The 24,033-nt window shown below is 62.3% G+C and carries 17 protein-coding genes and 1 pseudogene; 12 read left to right on the top strand and 6 right to left on the bottom strand.

Annotated elements, in window-relative coordinates:
* Positions 1 to 128 precede the first annotated feature (128 nt).
* On the top strand, positions 129 to 1,727 hold the full coding sequence (locus tag ACMKFF_RS08815; RefSeq protein ID WP_417326069.1) for a ribonuclease J: 1,599 nt from the start codon (positions 129 to 131) through the stop codon (positions 1,725 to 1,727).
* A 488-nt stretch (positions 1,728 to 2,215) separates the two neighbouring features.
* On the opposite strand, the gene gpr is transcribed toward ACMKFF_RS08815, so the two are convergent.
* Positions 2,216 to 3,055 (bottom strand): GPR endopeptidase, encoded by an 840-nt coding sequence (gene gpr / locus ACMKFF_RS08810; protein ID WP_349136076.1) that lies wholly within the window; start codon positions 3,053 to 3,055, stop codon positions 2,216 to 2,218.
* Between the two features lie 173 nt (positions 3,056 to 3,228).
* Between gpr and rpsT the strand changes: the two genes are divergently transcribed.
* The 7 genes from rpsT (at position 3,229) to ACMKFF_RS08775 (ending at position 15,808) form a co-directional block, all read left to right on the top strand.
* A complete protein-coding gene (gene rpsT / locus ACMKFF_RS08805) occupies positions 3,229 to 3,492 on the top strand; it encodes a 30S ribosomal protein S20 (RefSeq protein WP_349136077.1) in 264 nt (87 codons plus the stop codon).
* A 634-nt stretch (positions 3,493 to 4,126) separates the two neighbouring features.
* Positions 4,127 to 6,193, top strand: a complete 2,067-nt coding sequence (gene recG, locus ACMKFF_RS08800; RefSeq protein WP_419496697.1) for an ATP-dependent DNA helicase RecG — start codon at positions 4,127 to 4,129, stop codon at positions 6,191 to 6,193.
* A gap of 174 nt (positions 6,194 to 6,367) precedes the next feature.
* Positions 6,368 to 7,936, top strand: coding sequence for a 2,3-bisphosphoglycerate-independent phosphoglycerate mutase (gene gpmI / locus ACMKFF_RS08795; protein WP_419496696.1), 1,569 nt, complete (start codon positions 6,368 to 6,370; stop codon positions 7,934 to 7,936).
* A gap of 60 nt (positions 7,937 to 7,996) precedes the next feature.
* Positions 7,997 to 8,350, top strand: coding sequence for an Asp23/Gls24 family envelope stress response protein (locus tag ACMKFF_RS08790; RefSeq protein ID WP_417324878.1), 354 nt, complete (start codon positions 7,997 to 7,999; stop codon positions 8,348 to 8,350).
* A 25-nt stretch (positions 8,351 to 8,375) separates the two neighbouring features.
* Positions 8,376 to 10,055 carry a DAK2 domain-containing protein gene (locus ACMKFF_RS08785; RefSeq protein ID WP_419496695.1) on the top strand — a complete coding sequence of 560 codons (1,680 nt, stop codon included), beginning with the start codon at positions 8,376 to 8,378 and terminating at the stop codon, positions 10,053 to 10,055.
* Between the two features lie 265 nt (positions 10,056 to 10,320).
* Entirely contained in the window at positions 10,321 to 12,696 is a 2,376-nt protein-coding gene (locus ACMKFF_RS08780) for an S-layer homology domain-containing protein (RefSeq protein ID WP_419496694.1), read from the top strand.
* A 520-nt stretch (positions 12,697 to 13,216) separates the two neighbouring features.
* A complete protein-coding gene (locus tag ACMKFF_RS08775) occupies positions 13,217 to 15,808 on the top strand; it encodes a 5'-nucleotidase C-terminal domain-containing protein (protein ID WP_419496693.1) in 2,592 nt (863 codons plus the stop codon).
* 755 nt (positions 15,809 to 16,563) lie between these two features.
* Here the strand turns inward: ACMKFF_RS08775 and ACMKFF_RS08770 are convergent.
* Positions 16,564 to 17,217: a peptidoglycan DD-metalloendopeptidase family protein gene (locus ACMKFF_RS08770; protein WP_419496692.1), complete on the bottom strand. Its 654-nt coding sequence runs from the start codon at positions 17,215 to 17,217 to the stop codon at positions 16,564 to 16,566.
* 130 nt (positions 17,218 to 17,347) lie between these two features.
* On the opposite strand from ACMKFF_RS08770, the gene ACMKFF_RS08765 reads away from it, so the two are divergent.
* From ACMKFF_RS08765 to ACMKFF_RS08750, 4 genes are all read left to right on the top strand, one after another.
* A complete protein-coding gene (locus ACMKFF_RS08765) occupies positions 17,348 to 18,007 on the top strand; it encodes an acid shock protein (protein WP_419496691.1) in 660 nt (219 codons plus the stop codon).
* Positions 18,008 to 18,403: 396 nt separating this feature from the next.
* The gene (locus ACMKFF_RS08760; protein WP_419496690.1) at positions 18,404 to 18,949 is read left to right on the top strand and encodes an RNA polymerase sigma factor; all 546 of its coding nucleotides are present in this window, start codon (positions 18,404 to 18,406) and stop codon (positions 18,947 to 18,949) included.
* Positions 18,950 to 18,980: 31 nt separating this feature from the next.
* Complete coding sequence (locus ACMKFF_RS08755) at positions 18,981 to 19,841, top strand: hypothetical protein (protein ID WP_419496689.1); 861 nt, start codon at positions 18,981 to 18,983, stop codon at positions 19,839 to 19,841.
* A 12-nt stretch (positions 19,842 to 19,853) separates the two neighbouring features.
* On the top strand, positions 19,854 to 20,270 hold the full coding sequence (locus tag ACMKFF_RS08750) for a hypothetical protein (protein WP_419496688.1): 417 nt from the start codon (positions 19,854 to 19,856) through the stop codon (positions 20,268 to 20,270).
* An 86-nt stretch (positions 20,271 to 20,356) separates the two neighbouring features.
* Here the strand turns inward: ACMKFF_RS08750 and ACMKFF_RS08745 are convergent, their stop codons facing one another.
* From ACMKFF_RS08745 to ACMKFF_RS08730, 4 genes and pseudogenes are all read right to left on the bottom strand, one after another.
* Positions 20,357 to 20,680 (bottom strand): hypothetical protein, encoded by a 324-nt coding sequence (locus tag ACMKFF_RS08745; protein ID WP_419496687.1) that lies wholly within the window; start codon positions 20,678 to 20,680, stop codon positions 20,357 to 20,359.
* 681 nt (positions 20,681 to 21,361) lie between these two features.
* Positions 21,362 to 22,111: pseudogene (locus ACMKFF_RS08740) on the bottom strand (PSP1 domain-containing protein); the annotation flags it as partial.
* 250 nt (positions 22,112 to 22,361) lie between these two features.
* Entirely contained in the window at positions 22,362 to 23,318 is a 957-nt protein-coding gene (locus tag ACMKFF_RS08735; protein WP_349135961.1) for an ATP-binding protein, read from the bottom strand.
* Between the two features lie 130 nt (positions 23,319 to 23,448).
* Positions 23,449 to 23,991, bottom strand: a complete 543-nt coding sequence (locus tag ACMKFF_RS08730) for a stage V sporulation T C-terminal domain-containing protein (RefSeq protein ID WP_418468515.1) — start codon at positions 23,989 to 23,991, stop codon at positions 23,449 to 23,451.
* Positions 23,992 to 24,033: the final 42 nt, after the last annotated feature.

The following is a 24,033-nucleotide window of genomic DNA, read 5'->3' as shown; positions in this document are numbered from 1 at the left end:
CAGCTGCGCTGCGATGCTGCGATTTGTTTTGTTTGTCTTTTGTCTGAATCATTAAAGGAGTTGTAATTTTATTGGCAGAAAAACTGAAGATCATTCCGCTCGGCGGTTTGAATGAGATCGGCAAGAACATGACCGTGCTGGAATACGGCAAGGACATGATCGTCGTCGACTGCGGCCTCGGCTTCCCCGAGGACGACATGTACGGCGTGGACCTTGTCATTCCGGACGTCACCTATCTTGCGAAAAACCAGAAGAAGCTCCGCGGCTTCTTCATCACCCACGGCCACGAGGACCACATCGGCGCGCTGCCGTATGTGCTCCAGGCCGTCAATGCCCCCGTGCACGCCACGCCGCTGACGCTGGGCCTCATCAAGCTCAAGCTCGAGGAGCACGACCTTGTGAGCAAGACGCAGCTCGTGACCCATCACCCCGGCGACGTCGTGAAGGCGGGCTGCTTCTCCGTGGAGTTCATCCATGTGAACCATTCCATTGCCGACGCCGTGGCCTTTGCCATCCATACGCCGGTCGGCACCGTTATCATGACGGGCGATTTCAAGATCGACCCCACGTCGGAGGACGGCATGACGGACCTCGGCCGCTTCGGCATGCTCGGCAAGGAGGGCGTCTACGCCCTGCTGTGCGACTCGACGAACGTCGAGCGTCAGGGCTACACCCCGTCGGAGTCCGTCGTGTCCGAGAGTCTTGACCGCCACTTCAAGGGCTGCAAGAACCGCATCATCGTCACGACATTCGCCTCGAACATGCACCGCATCCAGGCCGTGTTCAACATCGCCCACCGCCACGGCCGCAAGGTCGCCGTCACGGGCCGCAGCATGGAGAACATCCTGAAGGTCGCGACGGAGCTGGATTACCTCCATCTCCCCGAAAACACGCTTGTCGACCTGAACCAGATCAAATCGATCCCGAAGGACAAGCTCGTCATCGTCTCGACCGGCTCGCAGGGTGAGGATATGTCCGCCCTGTACCGCATGGCCTTCTCCAGCCACCGTCAGGTGGAGATCCAGCCGGGTGACCACATCATCATCTCCGCCTCGGCCATTCCGGGCAACGAGAAGTCCATCTCCCGCATCATTAACGAGCTGTACCGCAAGGGAGCGGAGGTCATCTACGACAAGCTTGAAGGCCTGCACGTCTCCGGACACGCCTGTCAGGAGGAGCTGAAGATCATCCACGCTCTGACGAAGCCGAAGTTCTTCATTCCGGTCCACGGCGAGCAGCGCCACCTGCAGAAGCACGCCGCGCTGGCGCGCCAGATGGGCATGAACCCGAAGAACATCCTCATTGCGGACACCGGCTCCGTCATCGAGTGCACGCCGAAGACGTGCAAGCTCGCGGGCACCGTCCCGGCGGGCAAGATCCTCGTCGACGGCACGGGCGTCGGCGACGTCGGCAGCGTCGTGCTGCGCGACCGCAAGCATCTGGCGCAGGACGGCATGATCGTCGTGTGCGTCAACCTCTCGAGCGAGGACGGCTCCGTCCTGTCCGGTCCGGACATCATCAGCCGCGGCTTTGTCTATATGAAGGACAACGAGGACCTCATGGACGCCATGAAGATGATCGCCACGCATTCGCTGGAGGTCTGTCACAACCGCAATATCTCCGACTGGGCGACGATCAAGTCCACGATCAAGGGCGACCTGAGCCAGTTCCTGTTCAAGAACACGAAGCGCAACCCCATGATCCTGCCGGTCATTATGGAAATTTAAAACATTGGCACGCTGCCGCCCGGCAGCGTGCCGTTTTCTATGCAGACATGTGGGAAATGGATAATGGGAAGCGGAAAGTTCCCGCCGCGCTCATACTCTCTTTTCCCCCTCCTGTCAAGCCCCAATTTTGCCGTTCCGGCAAATTCGGCACATCGCTGATTTTTGAAAATTTTCAAAAAATCATGTCTCGTCAGGAAACCTCAAAACCGGCAGCCGCTCCGTTCATTTCCAACTTTTCGGCGGAAAATCCGCGCCGCGGAGTTGACATAAGTCCCGTTCCGGCCCGTGTATCCGGTTGCGCGGGATGCGAATGCGGGCAGAGTATTCATGCAATTATGCACCGGTCTTCCGGAGTTTTCCACATGGGCCTGTGCAGGTCAAGTTGTTGACAGGGCGCGGGGTTTTGCACATTGTGCACAGAGTTCTGCACAGGGAGCCTGTGGAAAGACGTGTGCATTGTGTGCATGGGGCGTTGACATAACGCCCGTTTATCGATTTGGGATGAATTGTGCAAAATCATCATAGGAAATTTCCGGGTGCAGCGCGAGGTTGACAGCGTCCGCCGCAACGCGCCCGAGAAAGCGGACCTGCGCGTCGATATCGCGCGGGGTGACGATCATGCCGCGCGGCCCGCCGAGCGTGCCCGCATCGAGCACCGTCGGCACGCCGAGACAGAACACCGGCACGCCGAGCGTCCGCTTCTGCAGGGCGGCGCGGGCGTTGCCCACGCCGGAGCCGGGCACGATGCCCGCGTCCGAGAGCTGGAACGTGCGGCACAGCCGCTCCGGGGCAGCGGCCGCAAGGGCGTCGACGGCCAACACGCAGGCCGGGCGCACATGGCGCACGGCCCCGCGCACGAGCTCGAGGCTCTCCATGCCCGTTGTGGCCAGCACGCCGGGCGCAACGGCGCTGACCGGCCGCACGCCGCCGAACTGCTCCGGCAGGTGGCGGATGAGGTGGCGCGTCAGGAACAGCCCGCGCAGACACAGCGGCCCGAGGGCATCCGGCGTGACGGCTTCGTTTCCGAGTCCGGCCACGAGCACACCCTGCCCCGGCTGCAGGCGCAGCAGCCGCCGCAGCTCCGCCGCCAGCGCCTCAGCGGCCGGGCGGACGTCCCGCGCCAGCGGCGGCAGCTCCAGCGTGACATAGCGCCCGGCGGGCTTGCCGAGCGCGGCCTCGCCCCGGCGGTCGAGAATGTGCACGTCCGTCACGGCAAAGCCGTCCCGCTCGCGTTCCCGGGCGCGAACGCCCGCAAGCTTTGTCGTTTTTCCGGCGCTCTTCTCCCAGAGCGCCTTTGCCTCCATGGCAAGGTCCGTCCGGATCCCCATTTTTCCGACATCCTCTCCTTGTGATCTTACCCTTAGTCTGCTCAGAGGCGAAATTTTTTTGCAAAAAAGCAGAAAAAAGGATTGATTTTATGGGCGGACGCCGCTATAATAGATTCCTGCATGAGATTAATACATGGGTTTTCGATAAACGCCATTCAGAGGAGGTGGAATCCATGCCCAACATCAAGTCCGCAAAGAAGCGCGTGCTCCTGTCCCGCGAGGCCAACGTGAAGAACAAGATGGCGAAGTCCGCTCTGAAGACCACCCTGAAGAAGTTCGACAGCGCTGTCGTCGCCGGTAACCGCGAGGAGGCCACCGCTGCCTACAAGGCCGCCGTCGTCGCCGTTGACAAGGCTGCCGTGAAGGGGATCCTGCACAAGAACAACGCCGCGCGCAAGAAGAGCAGCATGACGCTGAAGCTCAACGCCATGGCGTAAGCAAATTCGGATCATTCCGCCTGATGGAGTACCTCCATCAGGCTTTTGCTTTCTCCCGGGGAATGCAGGGCGCCAGATTTGTCATTGCGAAGGGCGCTTGCGCCCGTGGCAATCTCGGGCAGGCACTGCCGACCCGTACTGGCTGCCGTTAAAATGGCATGTACCGATTGCGTCTGTAGCGGCGCTCACTGCGCAGCCGTTAGCGGCTTTGCCGCTCTACGGATGCGGCGTGCCCTTTACGGGCGGTGAGCGCCATTGGCAGCTGCAAGTTGGTGTGCACCCTCGTCGACCGCGTAATGCTCCCAAATTTGTCATTGCGAGGCCCCAACGGGGCCGTGGCAATCTCGCAGGACCCGACCGAATCGTGGGAAAGCCATCGGCGAAATCGTAACTGCCTTCCCGAGATTGCCACGTCGCTTCGCTCCTCGCAATGACAAACTTGGGGGCCTCACGCCATAAAATACATACCTCAAGTATTGTCAGCCTGCAAGGCGCTCAATGAGCGCCGCTACAGACGCAATTGGTGCATACCGTTTCAGCGATGGCCCATACGAACTCGCAATGACAACGCCGGCGGCCCTGTGCTCTCCGCTTTCCTTTCTCCACTCTCAACTCTACTTCAGGAGGTCCGGTTATGGAAAAGCCCGTTACCCTCAACGCCCCGCTCACGTCCCTGCCCGGCATCGGCCCACAGCGCGCTGCGCTGTTCGCCCGGCTGAACGTCCGCACTGTCGGTGAGCTGCTGCGGCTGTATCCGCGCACCTATGAGGACCGGACGCGCCTTGTTTCCATCGCCTCGCTCGAGGCCGGCACGCCCGCCTGCTTTGAGGCGGCCGTTGTTACCACGCCGCGCACGAACCGCATTCCCAAGCCCGGCAGCCGCATGCTCGAGGTCACGAAATTCACCGTGGCCGACGACACGGGCCGCCTGAATCTGACGTTTTTCAACGCTGCGCACTCCGCCGGAGCGCTGCGCATCGGCGAGCGCTACTGCTTTTACGGCGTGCTGACCGGCGATTACGCCGCCTATGGCATGACAAACCCGCTGTTTGAGCTCTGCGACGGCCCGGCCCGCGTCACGCGGCGCATCCTGCCCGTCTATCCGCTGACAGCCGGGCTGACGAACTCCATGGTGCTGCGCGCGCAGGCGCAGGCCGTCTCCCGCTGCGCCGGGCTCCTGCCCGAGACGCTGCCGCCGGAGCTGCTGCGCCGCTACGGTCTGTGCGGCGCGGCGGAGGCCTGCCGCGAGATCCACTGCCCCACGTCGGCCGCCGCGCTGGGCCGGGCGCAGCGCAGGCTCGTTTTTGAGGAATTCTTTCTCTTTTCCGCCGCGCTTGCCATCGTGCGCAGCCGCCGCACGGCCCACGCCTGCCCGGCATGGCAGACGGAGCTTACGGCGTTCTTTGCCGCCCTCCCCTTCCGCCTGACGGGCGCACAGCAGCGTGCCGTGGACGACATCTGCGCCGACGTGCGCACAGGCCGCCCCATGAGCCGCCTTGTGCAGGGCGATGTTGGCAGCGGCAAGACGATGGTCGCCGCCGCGGCTGCCTGTCTCGCTGCAAAAAACGGCGTGCAGACCGCACTGCTTGCCCCGACGGAGATCCTGGCCCGCCAGCACTATGATCGCCTTGCCCCGCTGTTTGAGGGTCTCGGCATCCGCACGGTGCTCCTGACGGGGCAGATGGGCGCTGCGCAGAAGCGCAGCGCGCGCGAGGCGGCGGAGCTCGGCCTCGCGGACGTCGTCATCGGCACACACGCCCTGCTCACGGAGCAGACCCGCTTTGCCCGCCTCGGCATGGTCATCGCGGACGAACAGCACCGCTTCGGCGTGGCCCAGCGCGCCGCCCTGTGCGCCAAGGGCACACAACCGCACCTGCTGCTGCTGTCCGCCACGCCCATCCCGCGCACGCTGGCTCTGATCGTCTACGGCGATCTCGACGTTTCCGTCGTCGACGAGCTGCCGCCCGGCCGCGAGCCGGTCGAGACGTTCCTGGTCGACGAGCGCTACCGCGCGCGGCTGAATGCCTTCGTGCGCAAGCAGGCAGCCGAGGGCCACCAGAGCTTCATCGTCTGCCCGGCCGTCGAGGACGACGGCGGAGACGGCGGCGAGACGCTCAAGGCCGCGGAGCAGTGGGCGCAGACGCTGCAGGACTATGTGTTCCCGAATCTGCGCGTCGCCCTGCTGCACGGCAAAATGAAGGGCGCGGAAAAAGAAGCCGTCATGACCTCGTTCGCCGCAGGCGAAGCCGATATCCTCGTCGCCACGACCGTCATCGAGGTCGGTGTCGACGTGCCGAACGCCACGCTCATGGTCATTGAGAATGCCGACCGCTTCGGTCTTTCACAGCTGCACCAGCTGCGTGGGCGCGTCGGGCGCGGCAGCGCGAAGGCCTGGTGCGTGCTCGTTTCGGACAATAAAAACACCGAGACCCGCCAGCGCCTGCGCACGCTCTGCGGCACGAACGACGGCTTCCGCATCGCAGAGGCCGACCTGCAGCAGCGCGGCCCCGGCGACTTTTTCGGCAGCCGCCAGCACGGCCTGCCGGTGTTCCGCGTCGGCGACCTTGCCACGGACCTCGCCGTACTGCGGCAGGCGCAGGAGGCCGCGGCGCAGCTCATCTCGCAGGACCGCCCGCTGCCCTCACCGCTCGCGCAGGCGATCGAGAGTCTGCTTGCCGGGAGCGCCGATACGCTGAACTGAGCATTTCCCGCCCCAAAGCACCGAATTTCGCACAGTTTCCCCCATTTTCGCCCCGGTTATTTTGTAGGGGATACAGAATCTCGAAAATAAAGATTGTACGAAACGGGAAAATGTAGTACAATAGCATGAATCGATCAAAACACAGATATCTCTTGTGATTGGAGGATGCATATTATGACAAAGAAACCTGTTGTCCTGGTCATCATGGACGGCGTCGGCAAGGGCGACGGCGGCCCCGGCGACGCAGTAAAGCTTGCAAATACCCCGAATCTCGACCGTCTCTTCGCCACCTGCCCGCACAACTGGCTCAAGGCGCACGGCACGGCCGTCGGCCTGCCCACCGATGACGACATGGGCAACTCCGAGGTCGGCCACAATGCCCTCGGCTGCGGCCAGATCTACTCGCAGGGCGCCAAGCTCGTCGGCGAGTCCATCGAGACGGGCGCGCTGTTCCAGTCCGAGACGTGGAAGGGCCTCGTCGCGAACTGCAACGAGAACGGCAAGGCCTTCCATTTCCTCGGCCTGCTGTCCGACGGCAACGTCCACTCGAACATCCATCATCTCTTCGCCCTGCTGCGCCATGCGCATGCCGAGGGCGTCAAGCGCGCCTACTGCCACATCCTGCTCGACGGCCGCGACGTGCCTGCCACATCCGCGCTTGAGTATGTCGCGCAGCTCGAGGACCTGCTCCGCGAGCTGAACACCGAGGGCTGCGACTATGCCATCGCCTCCGGCGGCGGCAGAATGCAGATCACCATGGACCGCTACGAGGCCAACTGGCCGATGGTCGAGGCCGGCTGGCGCACCCATGTGCAGGGTCTTGCCCGCCGCTTCCCGTCCGCGAAGGAGGCCATCGAAACCTACCGCGCCGAGACGAACTGCATCGATCAGGACCTGCCCGCCTTTGTCGTGGAGCGCAATGGCCAGCCCGTAGCGACCATCGCCAACGGCGACAGCGTCGTGCTGTATAACTTCCGCGGCGACCGCGCGCAGGAGATCTCCCTCGCGTTCGACCGCAAGGATTTCGACAAGTTCGACCGCGGCGATTACACCGGCGTTGACTTCGCCGGTATGCTGGAGTACGACGGTGACCTGAAGATCCCGACGCATTACCTCGTCCAGCCGCCCGTCATCAAAAACACGCTCACCGAGCTGCTGTGCGCCCACAACCTGCGTGAATACGCCGTGTCCGAGACGCAGAAGTACGGCCATGTCACCTACTTCTGGAACGGCAACCGCTCCGGCAAGGTCAGCGAGGAGCTTGAGACCTATGAGGAGATCCCCTCCGACGTCATCCCCTTTGATCAGGCTCCGGCCATGAAGTCGAAGGAGATCACCGACTGCATGGTCAAGGCCATGGAGTCCGGCAAATATGATTTCCTGCGCTGCAACTTCCCGAACGGCGACATGGTCGGCCACACCGGCAACATTGAGGCCGTCGTGAAGGCCATGGAGTGCGTCGACGAGGGCGTCGGCCGCATCATCGAGGCAGGCAAGCGTCTGGGTTACGTCGTGCTCGTCACGGCAGACCACGGCAACGCCGACCAGATGCTCGAAACGAAGAAGGGCAAGACGTCCATCCGCACGGCCCACAGCCTGAACCCCGTCCCCTTCATCGTCTATGATCCGGGCGTGGAGCATACGCTCAAGGAGGGCAAGTTCGGTCTGGCCAACGTCGCCCCGACCGTCGCCACGCTGCTCGGCCTGACGCCGCCCGCCTGTTGGGAAGAGAGCATGCTGTGATCCCCGCGGCGGGCAGCCCCGCCGCATCCCATTTTTTCAATCAATAAGGAGGTTTTCCGCATGATCCGCAGGCAAAACGAGCTCGGCGAGATCGCCGTCAGCAACAACGTTTATACCTATATTGCCGGAAGCGCCGCAACGAACTGCTTCGGCGTCAAGGGCATGGCCATCCGCAGCATGAAGGACGGCCTCGTCCATCTGCTCCGCCGCGAGTCGCTCGCCAAGGGCGTGCTCGTGCGCACGAACGAAGACGGCACCATTTCGGTCGATCTGCATATCATCGTCGATCAGGGCGTGAACATCCCCGCGCTGGGCAGCTCGATCCTGAACGAGGTCCGCTATGTCGTCTCCCAGCAGACCGAAACCGAGATCCGCGAGGTCAACATCCTGGTGGACTCCATGATGACCGATTAACGGCAATACGGAGGTGTAACTTACAGTGAGGCAAACCATTGACGGAGCGGCCTTTCAGAAAATGATCCTCAGCGCCGCTGCCTCCATCGAGATCCACAAACAGCAGATCAACGAGCTGAACGTCTTCCCCGTCCCCGACGGCGACACCGGCACGAACATGAGCATGACGCTGAACGCAGCGGCAGCCGATCTGCGCAAGGCGGGCAGCGTCACGCTGACAAAGGCCGCCGATATCACGGCTTCGGCCATGCTGCGCGGCGCGCGCGGCAATTCCGGCGTCATCCTCTCGCTGCTGTTCCGCGGCTTCTCCAAGGCCCTGAAGGGCGTAGAGGCCTGCACGGGCGAGCAGCTGGCGATGGCCCTGCGCGGCGGCGTCGAAGCGGCCTACAAGGCCGTGATGAAGCCCACGGAGGGCACGATCCTGACCGTGGCCCGCGTCTCCGCCGACACGGCCATGGAAACGGCCGACAGCGGCGCGGACTGCGAGGCCGTTCTCGAGGCGACGGTCCGCTCCGCCGCGGAGGCGCTGGCGCAGACCGTGAACCAGAATCCCGTCCTGCAGAAGGCGGGCGTCGTGGACGCAGGCGGCAAGGGCTGGCTGTATGTGCTCGAGGCCATGCTCTCCGTCCACCGCGGCGTGGAGATCGAGGCCCCCGAGGCCGATAGCCGGCCGCAGGAGGTCCGTGAGCAGGCCGACTTCACCGAGTTCGACACCGGCGAGATCACATTTGCCTTCGACACGGTGTATATCATGCGCAAGGCGCACGAGGACATTGACCTCTCTCCGCTGCGCGCCTACCTTGACACCATCGGCGACAGCATCGTCATCGGCGAGGACGACGAATCCTTCAAGGTCCACGTCCACACGAATATCCCCGGCGAGGCCCTGACGGAGTCGCAGAAATACGGCACGCTCGAGCTTGCCAAGATCGAGAACATGCAGATGCAGCATGACGATCTTGCCGCAGGCCGCGCCGCCCGCAGCACGGACGATCTCGAGAAAATCGAGCAGGAGCTCGAGGCAAAGGAGACCGTCGCCGCGCCGGAGAAGCACTTCGGCATGGTCGCCGTGTGCGCAGGCAAGGGCCTTGCCGGTGTGTTCCGCGAGCTGGGCGCAGACCAGATCATCGAGGGCGGCCAGACCATGAACCCCTCGACGCAGGACATCCTCGAGAAGATCAACGCCACGCCCGCCGAGGTCGTGTTCGTCTTCCCGAACAACAAGAACATCATCATGGCTGCCGAGCAGACGGCCGGCCTGACGGAGAAAAAGGTCGTCGTCGTTCCCTCGAAGACCGTGCCGCAGGGCGTTTCTGCCATGCTGGTCTTTGATCCGGACGCCTCGGAGGAGGACAATCTCTCCGCCATGACGGATGCCATGGCCGGTGTGACCACGATGCAGATCACCTATGCCGCGCGCGACTCCGATATCGACGGGCATAACATCCACGCAGGCGAGTACCTCGCCCTGTGGGGCAGCTCTCTGTTCGGCAGCAGCGCCGACCTGAAGGGCCTGCTCCGCAGCATGGCCGAAAAGGTCCATGAGGAGGGCCACGAGTTCGTCACGATCTATGCGGGCGCCGATCTGCCCGCCGGTCAGGCCGAGGAGACGGCTGCGCTGTTCCGCGAGGTCTGCCCGGAATGTGAGGTTACGCTCATCGACGGCGGCCAGCCTGTTTATTACTATCTGATCTCCGCCGAATAATTCCGCTTTGAAAAGCTCTGCCGCGGGCATCCCCCTGCGGCAGAGCTTTTTGTTTTATCTCACGTCACATTCCGTGCAGTCGTCTCTGCGGAGCGGACAATACTCCGTGCATGAATTTCATCTTATATTATTTCCATTCATTCTCGGCCGTTTTTTGGCAATTTGCTGATTTTTCCTGCCCCTATGGACATTTCCCCTCGCATGGAGTATAGTATTCTCAGATGCACCGGTATTCCGGTGTAAAAACGAAAAGGAGAGTATTTCCATGAAGAAAGCACTTTCTCGCATCGTGTCTCTGCTGCTTGTGCTGTGCCTTGTCACGGCGCTGGTGCCGGCCGTTTTCGCGGCTGATGAGAATGAGGTCCAGATCCTCTTCCTCGACACCTCCGACGTCCATGGTCAGCAGTTTGCAACGGACTACACGCAGGATGCAAGCCTGTCCGGCACCCATTATCAGAGCATGACCCGCGTTGCCACCTATGTCAAGGAGCAGCGTGCGGAATACAAGAACGTATTCCTCAGCGACTCCGGCGACACCATCCAGGGCACGCCGCTGACGTACTACTACGCCTTCATGAAGAAGGACGTGGACGATCCCGCCATGAAGGTCATGCGTATGATGGACTATGATATGTGGGTCGTCGGCAACCACGAGTTCAACTACGGCATGGATATTCTCCAGCGCCAGCTGAACTATCTCACCTCTGAGTCCACCGAGACCGAGTCTAAGGTCGGTGTTTCCATGGCGAACTACCTCGACGCCAACACGAACAACGACAAGACCCGCGACTGGAAGACCTGGAACAGCTACGCTCCCTATGTCATCAAGGAATATGACGGCGTCAAGGTCGCTGTCATGGGCATCGGCAACCCCAACATCGCGAACTGGGATGTCCCCGAGAACTGGAAGGGCATCTACTTCGCAGGCGTTGTGGAGACCTACAAGCACTACGAAGCCGAGATGAAGGCCAAGGCCGACCTCATTGTCATCGTCACCCACAGCGGCATTGACGGCGACCCCGAAAAGTCCGACTTCATCCGTGAGCTTGTCTCCACCACGAACTCCATCGACCTCGTGTTCTCCGGTCACGAGCATCGCAACGGTGTGACGAAGATTGCCAACACCGACGGCAAGGAGATCCCCGTCATCTCCCCGGGCACGAAGGCTGGCGTTGTCGGCCGCGCGCTGTTCACCTACAACAAGGCCACGAAGACCTACACGGTCGAAGCCGCCAATGCTCCCATGACCGTCCGCGAGGGCCGCACCACGAAGCCCCTCTACGAGCCGGAGCCCGAGCTGACTGCCGCTCTGCAGCCCTATGAGGATGCAACGTGGAACGAGTACATGCTCAAGCCCATCGGCACCGCAAGCGACAACTTCACCGCCTCCGGCCTCGGCACTGCGCCGTCCGCCTTCGTCGACCTCGTGAACAAGGTCCAGATCTGGGGCGCTTATGACCGCACCGGCAAGAACACCCCCGACGACAAGACCGACGATAAGCCCGCTCAGCTGTCCATCACCGCTCCGCTGACCTCCGGCAATGCCGAGAACCTCATCCCGAAGGGTGACATCAAGCTCGGCGACATGTTCCGCCTGTACCGCTATGAGAACTGGTTCTACCAGATCACCATGAGCGGCAAGGAAGTCCGCACCTGGCTCGAGTACTCCGCCTCCAAGGTCAAGACCAACGAAGACGGCACCTTCAGCATTCAGGGCGGCCTGACGTACTACGACGTTATCTCCGGCGAGGGCTTCTCCTATGAGATCAACGCTGCGGCTCCCTCCGGCCACCGCATCGAGAACATGACCTACAACGGCAAGGCCGTGCAGGACACCGATACCTTCACCGTCGTCATCAACAACTACCGCTTCAACGGCGGCGGCAACTTCATCCAGTACATCAACGAACACGGCTGCAACTTCGTCCCGAACGACGAGAGCCGCGTCATCTACTCCACCCAGTATGACATGATCCAGGGCGAGGACAAGGGCCAGGCCCGCAACCTGCTGGCTGACTACATCACGGAGCAGGGCACCATCGATCCCGTTATCACCTCCGAGTGGAAGATCACAAACGTTCCCTTTGAGAACAAGTTCACGGACGTCACCGAGAAAGACTGGTTCCATGATGTCGTTCTGGAGCTGGCCGCTTCCGGCGTTGTCAACGGCATGACCGAGACGACGTTCGAGCCGCAGGGCACGCTGACCCGCGCCGAGTTCGCCACGATGCTCTATCGTGTTTCCTACGCCCCCGTCGTGACCGGCGAGAGCACCTACTCCGACGTCAAGACCGGCGACTGGTACTATGACGCCGTTGTCTGGGCCACCGAGGCCGGTGTCGTCAACGGCATGGGCGACGGTACGTTCGCCCCGAACGACAACATCACCCGTCAGGAAATGGCCACGATGCTCTACCGTCTGGCCAAGGCCGAAAAGGTCGAGGAAGACAAGCTGGCCTCCTTCCCGGATGCCGCCTCCGTCGCCGACTGGGCGAAGGACGCCATGAACTGGGCTGTCTCCACCGAGATCGTCAACGGCTCCACGCACGACGACAAGGTCAACTACCTTGACCCGACCGCCACGGCGCTCCGCTGCCAGGCTGCCGCTGTCGCCTGCCGTTATCTGGCTCTCAGCAAGTAAAAATACTCTCCTGCTGCCGCACCCACCCGGGTGCGGCAGTTTTTTGTTATGAAATGCGGTGCAAATCGTAGGGGCGAGGCATGCCTCGCCCGTCCGCGAAGCGGCAATAAGACGGCCATTTCTGTGCAGCGCACCGTTCCCTGCGTCATGCTCCTTGATGTGTCATTGCGAGGCCCCAACGGGGCCGTGGCAATCTCGCAGTACCTGCCCGGATAACAGGAAAGCTCCGGCGAAAACGCAACTGCCTGCCCGAGATTGCCACGTCGGCTGCGCCTCCTCGCAATGACAAACTTGGGGGCATTCCGCGGTCGGGATCACCACGTCGGCCTTTGGCCTCCTCGCAATGACAAATCCGGAAGCTTCTCATTATATCTTGTAAAAACTATATAAAATCCAAAAAATATTCAGCAAATTTGCAGCATTTTCTTGCATTTTTCCTGAAAATATGATACGCTCTTTTTACGCGCCCGAAACGGCGCGGTCCACCCGCCCGAATATTGGAAAAGATGGAGGTAACCCTGTGAAAAGAGTTCTGTCCGCACTTCTCGTCCTGATGCTCGTGCTCGCGTTGCTCCCGGCCTCGGCACTGGCAGAAACGCCCTATACGCGCGCCGACGCGGCCGTGTATCTGGCAGAGACCTTCGGTCTGGCCGATATCCATGCGAGCCGGATCGAGGGCTATGAAACCACCCCCAAGGAAATGGGCTATTCCGCAAGCTCCGACGCCATTACCGCGGCAAACGTCATCGCCGCCGCCAAGGACTGCGTCGACCTGCCCACCGCCCCGAAGATCGAGGCCGTTATCAACGCGCAGCTCCTCTCCCTGGCCGACGATCATCTCAGCTTCCGCCCGGATGCGCCCATCACCGTGCGTGAAATGGCCACGGCCGTTGCCAAGGCGCTCTACGGTGCCGATCTGAAGATCGATCATCTGCAGAAAGCCATCGACGCAGGCCTGCTGAAGGCCTCCGACCTCACAGATGAGCCGATCACAGCCACGCAGGTTGAGACGCTGTTCGCCTTCCTGCAGGACATGCAGGTCGTCTCCGTGTTCGCCACGGCTGACATCCACGGCAACTACATCCCCTACACCTCCAGCGACGGCAAGTTCGAGATCGGCTCCGTAGCCCGCATCAAGACCGTCATGAATGAGGTCGAGGCCAGACTCGGCGAGGATCATGTGATCTACGTCGACGGCGGCGACTCCCCCTACAACACCACGCTGGCCAACGTCTCCATGGGCAATGTCTCCGTCGACGCCCTGAGTGCTCTCGGCCTCGATGCCACCGTGCTCGGCAACCACGACTTTGACTACTCTCTGGAAAACCTGCTCCGCCTGCGCGACCGCGCACAGTATGCCATGCTCTCCGCCAATACGAAGTTCAAGGAAGGCAAGGTCTACGAGGGCGAGAAGGAATATCCCTTCGGCGACTACATCACGAAGGAAGCTGCCGGTCTGAAGTTCGGCATCTTCGGCGTGACGGACGACCAGAGCGCTGCCACGACGCTCTACAGCAACACCTATGACATCGAGTGGGACGACGATCTGACCACGGCCAAGACGCTTGTCAGCCGCCTGAAGGACGAGGAGTCCTGCGATGTCGTCATCGCGCTGTCCCATGTGCACAGCAAGAACACGCAGCTCATCACCGATAATCCCGCCGTTGACATCTCCATCGGCGGCGGCAACGACATCGCGGGCCGCCCGACCATCATCAACGGCACGCAGTACCTCATCAACCCCAGCAAGCATGGCGAAGCCCTGAATCAGATCAACGTCGTCGTGCTGAACGGCAAGATGACCGGCGTGATCTACAGTCAGATCTTCCTGACGGATGCCTACGCCGAGGATCCCACCGTCAAGGCCCTTGTCGACAGCTATAACGACGAGGTCGCCGCCTCGCTGGAGAAGGTCGTCGGCTACAGCGCGCAGAACCTTGAATGGTCCACGCAGCTCGTCCGCGGCCAGAACTCTCCCATCGCCAACCTCGTCACTGACGCCCTGCTCGACTTCTTCGCCATCTATGAGCCGGACATCTGTCTCGTGAACGGCGGCGGCATCCGCGCCTCCATTCCCGAGGGTCCCGTCACGCTGAAGTCCTGCAACTCCGTCCTGCCCTTTGACAACGACATGATGCTCGTCGAGGCCTCCGGCGCCACGATCCTCGCCGCACTGGAAAACGGCGTCAGCGCCCTGCCCAGCCTGCACGGCAAGTTCGCCCAGCCCGCCGGCATCACCTACACCGCCGACCTCACGAAGGAGCCGGGCAGCCGCGTTTCCGACGTGAAGTTCTATGACGGCACGCCGCTCGATCCCGATGCCCGCTACAAGGTCGTCATCAACAGCTACCTCGGCGGCGGCGGCGACGGCTACACCATGCTCAACGTCCTCGACGAGACGAAGGAGCTGGCCTCCGATGTGAAGATCATCACCCACGTCAACAAGACCTATATGCGCCAGGCGCTGCAGGCCTATTTTGAGAAGTCCACGGAGGCGGAGCCCATCCGTGTCGATATGAACGAGACCCGCATCCGCCTCATCACCGAGGAGACGTTCGTCAATCCGTTCACCGATGTCGCCGAGACCGACTGGTTCTACGACGTCGTGCTGCAGCTCGCGAAGGACGGCATCGTCAACGGCATGACCGAGACGACGTTCGAGCCGCAGGGCACGCTGACCCGCGCCGAGTTCGCCACGATGCTCTACCGCATCGCCGGTACGCCCGCGGCCGAGGCCGAGAGCACCTACTCCGACGTCAAGACCGGCGACTGGTACTATGACGCCGTCGTCTGGGCCACCGAGGCCGGTGTCGTCAACGGCATGGGCGACGGCACGTTCGCCCCGAACGACAACATCACCCGTCAGGAAATGGCCACGATGCTCTACCGTCTGGCCAAGGCCGAAAAGGTCGAAGAAGACAAGCTGGCCTCCTTCCCGGATGCCGCCTCCGTCGCCGACTGGGCGAAGGATGCCATGAACTGGGCTGTCTCCACCAAGATCGTCAACGGCTCCACGCACGACGACAAGGTCAACTACCTTGACCCGACCGCCACGGCGCTCCGCTGCCAGGCTGCCGCCGTCGCCTGCCGTTATCTGGCTCTCAGCAAGTAAGAAATACGCTCCGCTGCCGCACCCACCCGGGTGCGGCAGTTTTTTGTTATGGAATGCAGTGCAAATCGTAGGGGCGAGGCATGCCTCGCCCGTCCGCGAAGCGGCAATAGGACGGCCATTTCTGTGCAGCGCACCGTTCCCTGCGTCATGCTCCTTGATGTGTCATTGCGAGGAGCGAAGCGACGTGGCAATCTCGCAGTACACAATTGGATAACAGGGAGGCCCCGGCGAAAACGTAAGCGGTTGCTTGAGATTGCCACGGCCCCTTCGGGGCCTCGCAATGACAAACTCGGAAGTCTCATGCCAATGAATTTGCGCTGCATGATTTGTAAGTGCACAAGGCGCTCACTGAGCGCCGCTACAGACGCAATTGGTGTATACCATTTTAACGGCAGCCAGTACGAATTGGGAGTACACCGCCGGGAGCGGCATGCCGCTCCCCTACAAGGCGTGTGCGGTCGGCAGAGTGCCGCTGCATTCCCATCCGCGATCCGATACGACTACACAAAAAGGACGGCCGGGCGGCCGTCCTCAGCTTGTCAAAAAGTCCCTTCGGGCTTTTTCGCCAAGCTGCTTCCAGAATTGCAAAATCAATTTTTGTATCATGATTTTGCAATTCTGCCGCTGCGGCGGGTGATTGAACGCGAAAGGAAACCCTGACGGTTTCCTTTCACACTTTTCTTCCCTCCGAAATTTTCGGCTGGACAGGTTTTTTGACAGTCTGAGGACGGCCGGGCGGCCGTCCTCTGCTTTGTTCACTGCCAGTATTCTGCCGGGTCCTCCGGCGTATTGCCGTTGTAGAGGGCGAAATGCACATGCGGCGCGTCGCCTGTCTCCGTCAGGGCCGTCTGGCCGACCGTGCCGAGGCGCTGCCCGGCGCGGACCGTGTCGCCCACGGCGACATCCGGCTCCTCGGTGAGGTTGGCATAGTGCGTCGTGAAGCCGCCGCTGTGGCGCAGCACGACGGTCGTGCCGTAGCGCTCGTCCTCATAGATCGTGTAGACAGTCCCGTCTGCCGCGGCGCAGACCGGATCGCCGAGTGCCGCGGCCAGATCGAGGCCCTCGTGCGTGCGCCAGTCGCGCGTCGTCGCATTGTAGGCCAGATGGTCCGCCGCAAAGCCTCCCGTCTGCTCGCCCGCCACCGGCGGCTGCAGGCGCAGCGTCGGCTCCGTAGCCTCCGTGCCCGGCTCCGGGCCGTCCGTCGCCACAACGTTTTCCGCGTGCTCCGTGGCCCGCACGCCCGGTGGGACCGTGGCGCGCTCCGTGCTCAGGTGGACCTGCTGGTCGCTGTTTTTTCCGGAAAGAAGAAGATAGCCCGATACTCCGATCGCTACTGCGCAAAGGAGCAGGACTATGTAGTAGCCCTTCTCCTTCACAAAGCGGCCGAAGCCGTTTTCCTTGTTTTGCATATTAGCACCTCCGAGCATGAGTATCGCCCGGCGGGAAATTTTTTATACCTGTTTCCCTCGACGATTTTCGGACGGTCTCTCCGGACGGATGCGCTATACTGGCGGCATCTTATCGAAGGAGGCAAAAATCATGCAAAAGAAAGCAGCAAGGCTTTGCTGCGCCATTCTGCTCATGGCGGTCGCCATCGCCGCCTCCATGGGCCTGATGAGCGCCGTTTTCGCGGCGCAGAGCCTGCGCACACCGGACACACAGGCCGCAGAGGCTCCGACGGAAGCGCCGCTTATGCTCGTGCGCGTGCTGTTCTGCACGGACGGCGAGATCAGCGAGATCACCATTCAGGACGAGGGCGGGCAGGAGCTGCAGCGCCTCATCCCCGGCCGGGACGGCAGCGCCGTCAGCGCGCGGCTGGAGCCGGGCCGCTACCGCGCCGTGACGACGCTGGGCGAGGCCGTCTTTGCCCTTCTGCCGAACGCATCCGTCCGCGCGGAATCCGGCCCGTGCTGGTCCGACGGCGAGCAGCTCCATCTGACGGCCGTTCCGGTCGGCTCCGTGCTCGTGCAGCGGTCGCTCGCCGCCGGGGAGCAGGGCTGTCTGGAATTCACGCTGACGGACAACGACGGCTTCGAGCGCCGCGCCGTCGTCTACCCCGACGGGGCAGGAAACGCTCGCTGCAGCCTGTTCGGCGTGCCGCTCGGCACAACATACGCCCTGCTGGAAAACGGCGTCCAGCGCGCCACCGTCACGCTGACGGCGGACGAGCCGGAGCAGCTCGTCCGGCTCGCGCCCTGAGAACCCTGTCGAATTGTCAGATTCTGTTGGCAGGCTCCGATTGACATTGCACGAACCTGCCTGCTATAATAAGGGCAACACCGCACAATTCAACAAGATCATTCGGCGAGAGATTTTTGGTCGGGACGAGGTTTGAAAAGTGCAGGAATACTTTGTGTACCCGCAAGGGGCATGCCGCATCCGTAAGGCGGCAAAGCCGCCAACGGCTGCGCAATATTTCAAACTTTTCGAACCGATGGACCGGCGAAAAATGTCCGGCGAAGGACGAAGGGGAATTATGCGGTGTTGCCCAAAGTCAATACCGCACAGGATATCACGCGCCGGAGCCGTGCGGTGCAGACCCGACGCACAACCCGATCCCGCGGCCATGCGGCCGCACAAAGGCTGGTGAAGCGCATGGAGGCCAATGCCTTTCTGGAAGCGCTGTACAATGCAAATTATGAACGGCTGTATATCTACGCCGAGAACCTCCTTTTCAATGCCGCCTACGCCGAAGAGGCCGTGCAGGAGACCTTCTTCGAGGCTGTCCGCAAGCAGGACGCGCTCATGCGCCATGCAAAGCCGGAGGCCTGGCTGATGGAGACGCTCAAGAACAAGATCCGCGTTGGCAGCCGCCGCCGGGCGCTGGAGGCCCTGTACTTCATCTCGCTCGAGCAGGATCTTGCGCAGGAGAGCAAAAAACTCGCCGTGGAGGACCGGCCGTTCGGCTCGATCAACGAGCTGCTCGACGCCATCCGCGCCCTGCTGCCGCCGGAGGACTATCGTCTGCTCTGCCGCATCACGCTGGAAGGAGCAACGCATCTGGAGGTTGCCAAGGAGCTCGGCATCTCGGTCTGGAGCAGCCAGAAACGGCTGCAGCGCATCCGCAAAAAGCTCTGCAAGCAGCTTTTGCCAAATAAAAGTAAAAAAATTTCTGAAAACATGTCCGTTTTGCGTTTCTGAAGAAATATAGGGATGAAGGGAGGAATTTCATATGGCCGATCAACCAACCGAAGCCCGACTTGCACTGTACCGCAAATTATCAACCGAACATCTTCAGACGCTTCTGCGCAGCGACCTGGACGGCCCGCCGCTGGATGAGGCGACCGTTGACAGCATTCTGACCGTTCTGGCCGAGCGCCGCAGGACTCCGGCCGACACGTCCGCCGCATGGCAGGATTTCTCCGCCTATTATTCCACCCCGGACTCCCCCGGCGCTCCGGTCCGACGCACCCGCGCGCACCTGCAGAAGGCCTACACCCGCCTCCGCATCCCGATCCGCGTGGTGTCCGCCGCTGCGGCCATGTTTATCCTGATCTTCGCTCTGTTCCCCCGCGTCGAGACCGGCGCAAGCGACGCTCCGAACGCCTATATCACCTGGACGGACGAGTATCTCAAGATCGACGCTCTGCCGCATGCAGGCTGGAGCCTGCCGCAGGGCGGCGAGTACCACACGGACAACGCGGGCCTGCAGCAGCTGCACGACGCGCTGGCAGCCTACGGCGTGACCGGCGTCGTCCCGTCCTGGGTCCCCGAGGGCGCCGTGCTGGCGGAGTATGACTTTGGAGACGAATTCGCCGGTACCACCTCGTTCTATGCCTACTTCTCCCTGCCGGACGGCACAGGCTTCAGCATGGATTTCACGATCTTCGCGGAGCCTTCCGCAATGGAGGGGCACTGGATCGTGAAGGACGAGCGGCCCGTCAGTTACTTCACGTTGGGGGACGTCGGGTACTACCAATACACGAACAACGCTTCCACGGGCATCTGCTGGCTGAACGGCCGTGTTTCCGGTCTGGTCAGCGGCAAGGTCCCGGCAGAAGTGATCCGTTCCATTGTCTATTCCATACACTAAATGGAGGTATTTATGAGGCGCGTTCTTTCCCTTGTACTGATCCTGTCCCTGCTGGCAGCCGCGCTGTGCCTGCCGGCCGCCGCGCGCAGCAGCGATTACATCCGCCGCTCGGATGTGAAGATCGCCAAGAGCGGCACGAACTCGATCTCGGTCAAGACCACGACCGGTGCAGACAGCACCATGACCAGCATCGGCGTCACGACGATCGTCATCGAGCAGTCCGCAAACGGGACGAGCTGGACCCCGATCCGCACCTATTCCTCGCGCTACACGGCTGCCATGCTGGGCCACAACGTGATTTCCCATAGCTACACGCAGACCTACACCGGTCCCGTGAACTATTCCTACCGCGCGCTCGTCACATTCTACGCCGCCGATAAAAACGGCAGCGACAGCTTCTCGCTGTATAGTGCAGTCGTCAGGCTGTAAACTATCATCGCCGCAAAGCAAAATAATCATGATCCCCCTGCAGCGGATTTCCGGAATATCCGGGCTCGCTGCGGGGGGATCGCGTTCTATTTACTCTGCTGAATTCTTCGCTTCGGCAGCGGCGTGACACGCAGGAGGATATCCATCACCTGCCGCACCAGCTCACGGTCCTCCAGATCGAGGACGGAGTGGACCCTGGCCCCTTCATAGGGCAGGCCGTCCGGCGCGCCGCGCATCAGCTCCGCCAGCTCGGGGAGCTTTTTGACCATTGCACAGTTGTCACAGACGAGCAGGACGGGCCTTCCCTGCAGATAGACCATGTATTCGCCGAACATTTTGCGGTATGTCACGTCAGGGAACCCCTCCAGCTGGTCCAGAACGAACTGCATGTATTCCTTTGAGGTACTCATCGTAAAGTCTCCGTTTTGCAAAGAGCCGCCCCTTGCGAGGCGGCTCTGAATTTTCAATTTTTACACTTCTCCTCCGCCCTCGGGCTTCGGGCCGCCGGGCTTGCGGTGGCCGCGGGAGCGGCGGCGGGGTTTCGGCTTCTCGCCGCCATGCGGGGCATCGACAGGCGCTGCCTCGGCGCGCGGGGGCTTCTCACCCTCGGGCTTCGGCGCTCTGGGCGGACGCTGGCGGCGCGGGCGCTGCTTCTTCGGCTCGCCCTCGGCCTGCTCCGGCCTTGCCTCGGCGAGCTTTCTCGCCTCAGCCGGCTTTTTGCTCTCAGCGGGCTTCTTTGGTTCGGCAGGCTTCTTCGCCTCGGCCGGGCGTCTGGCCTCCTGCTCCTGCGGGACCTCGCCCTCATGTCGGCGGCCGCGTCCGCCGCGGCGGCGGCGTTTGGTGTGCTGCTGCTCGTTCTGAATGTCGGCCTCGTTCGTGCGGGCCTCTTCCAGCACGGCGGCGTTCTGGCGCATGACGACCGGCTCGAGATAGGTCTTGAGCTCGGGAGCCTCCTTTTTGCGGCACTTCTGCGGATTGCCGGAGATCGGCGCGAGATCGTCCGGAATGGGTGGGTCGGTCTTGCGCGCCTTGCCGTTGCGCAGAACACAGATATCGCAGTTGTGGTGGCAAACGATGGTGTCGGGCTGCTGCTCCAGCCGGACGCGGACGCACTGCTTGAGCAGATTGACCTCCGTGACCGTGCCGCGGCCGTCCGGCGTGTCGACGAACGATTCGTTCTTCGGGCTGGTCTTCAGCAGCTCCTCATAGGTCTCCTGCTCGTAGTTCAGGCAGCACATCAGTCGGCCGCAGGTGCCGGAAATTTTCGTGGGATTCAGGCTGAGGTTCTGCGTCTTGGCCATCTTGATGGACACCGGCTGGAAATCGTCCAGGAACTGGCGGCAGCAGAACGGGCGGCCGCAGATGCCGAGGCCGCCGACCATCTTCGCCTTGTCGCGCACGCCGATCTGCCGCAGCTCGATGCGAGTGCGCAGCACGGAGGCGAGGCTCTTGACCAGCTCGCGGAAGTCGACACGGCCGTCGGCCGTGAAGAAGAGCAGGACCTTGCTGCCGTCAAAGGCATATTCCGCCGAGACGAGCTGCATTTCCAGCCCGAGGTCGGCGATCTTTTGCTGGCAGACGTCCATGGCGCGCTTTTCGCGGCGGCAGTTCTCGGCGTGGACGCGCTTGTCCTGCTGCGTGGCCAGCCGCAGGATGGGGCGCAGCGGCGGAGTAACCTCGCGCGGGTGCACCATGTGGTTGCCGCGGACGCACTGGCCGAATTCGGGCCCGCGGGCAGTCTCCAGAATGACCTCGTCGCCCGTTGCGATCTTCAGCTCGCCGGGCGCGAAGAAATAGACCTTTGACCCGGAACGGAACTGCACGTCGCAGACCTCGACCATGGGGTCTTCCGCCGGGGCGGCCGGCTCTTCGGGCATCTCGGGGATGAGGGCTTCGTCGGCCGCGGGCAGCGCGGCGGGCTCTGCCGGGGCCTCCGCGATCTCCTCGGGGACCGGCTCAAATTTGGGTTCTTCCATGAAAAGCTCCTTTCCGTATGAACGGGAAAACATCATAAAATCAAATCAGCTTGTCAAAAAAGTCCCTCCAAAGCTTTTGGCCCGGCAGGTTTTTGACAGTCTGCAAATACTGCGTTCAGCGCAGCTTTACGGTCAGCGCGCCGCAGATCGCACCGGGGCTGACATTGCCCTCCAGATCGCGCAGCGCAAGCCGGATCGCCTCGATCGCCTGCGTGATATCCGAGACGGGGCGTGCTTCCGCGATCTGCGCGCACTCAGGCCGCAGGGGCGGCAGCCCGCTGCGCGAGGTCAGGGCAGAGACGAGAAGGGCCTGCCACTGCGTCAGGATGGGGCGGAGCTGCTCGCGCTTCAGCCGCTCCATCGGGGCGAGCACCTGCAGCAGCTCCTCCGGCCGCCGCGCGCAGTAGGCACGGACAAACGCGGCACTCTGCGGCAGCAGCCCGGCGTCGTCCCGCAGGATGGACTCCGCCCGGCCGAGATAGCCCCCCGCACGCACGCCGGCGGCGCGGAGCGTGCCCTCCGGCACGTCCGGGAAACGCTCCCGCAGCGCGGGAAGCAATACGGCCTCCGGCAGCGGCGACAGGCGCAGCTCCACGCAGCGGCTGCGGATGGTCGGCAGCAGCTGCTCGGCGTGCTCCGCCAGCAGCAGGAACGTGCCGTAGGGAGGCGGCTCCTCGATGCTCTTGAGCAGGACGTTCTGCCCCTGCTGGTTCAGGTCCTGCGCGCGCGGGAACAGATAGATCTTGCGCTGCCCTTCGTTCGGGCGGATATACAGATCGGTGCAGGCATCGCGGACGAGCTTGACGGGAATGGTCTTCTTCTCGGGGTCATCCACGATGCAGATGTCCGGGTGCGCGCCGTCAAGCACCTTGCGGCACTGCGGGCAGACGCCGCAGGGGCGTTCGCCGGGCGCGGTGCACTGCATGGCGGCGCAGAGGATACGCGCAAGCGTGTGCCGCCCGGAGCCCTCCGGCCCGGTCAGCAGGAAGCTGTGCGTCAGCTTGCCCTTGGCCTGCAGCGCAGAAAGGCGCTGCTTCAGCGTATCGTTTCCCAAAAGCGCCGCAAGCTTCACGCCGTTCCCTCCTGTTGCATACTGATCTACTATGTAATTATACCGTTGAACGCCTCTTTTTTCTACCTTTATTTTTGAAAATACGAAAAAATCGGGGCCTCCCGGCCCCGAATATCTTCCCTTTTCTCCTTCAGCTCTCCATCTGCTTTCCCAAAAATCCCGCGAACGTCTGCGCGAGCGCCTGCTCCGACTCGGTCGGCGCTGCGTCGTGCTCGCCCATGAGCAGCATGACGCAGCCCATCAGGTCGCCCTCGGCCACGATCGGCGCCGCCACGCCGAGGTGGTAGCGCTCCACGGACTCCGCCGCGCGCAGACGGCTCTCGCCGCCGTGGTAGCGGTAGCTGCGCCGCTGCTCCATCAGCTGCTCCAGCTCGGCGGAGTTGCGCTTTTCCAGCAGCTCGCGCTTCGGCGCGCCCGCCACCGCGATGATGGAGTCGCGGTCCGCCACGGCCGCGATGTGGCCGGTGTTCTTGCCGATGGACTCGCACAGCTGCGCCGCGACCGCCTGTAGGTCCCCCATCGGCGAATATTTCTTAAAGATCACCTCGCCGTCCTTCTCCGTGTAGATTTCCAGCGGGTCGCCCTCGCGGATACGCAGGGTACGGCGGATCTCCTTTGGGATGACGATCCGCCCGAGGTCGTCAATGCGTCTGACGATGCCGGTTGCTTTCATATATTGCTCCTCCACTTTATGCGTTCGAAATCACATTGCTAT

The sequence above is a fragment of the Faecousia sp. genome, from assembly GCF_048519415.1.
Lineage (GTDB): Bacteria > Bacillota > Clostridia > Oscillospirales > Oscillospiraceae > JAZOXB01.
This window is presented reverse-complemented; position numbering and strand designations above follow the sequence as displayed.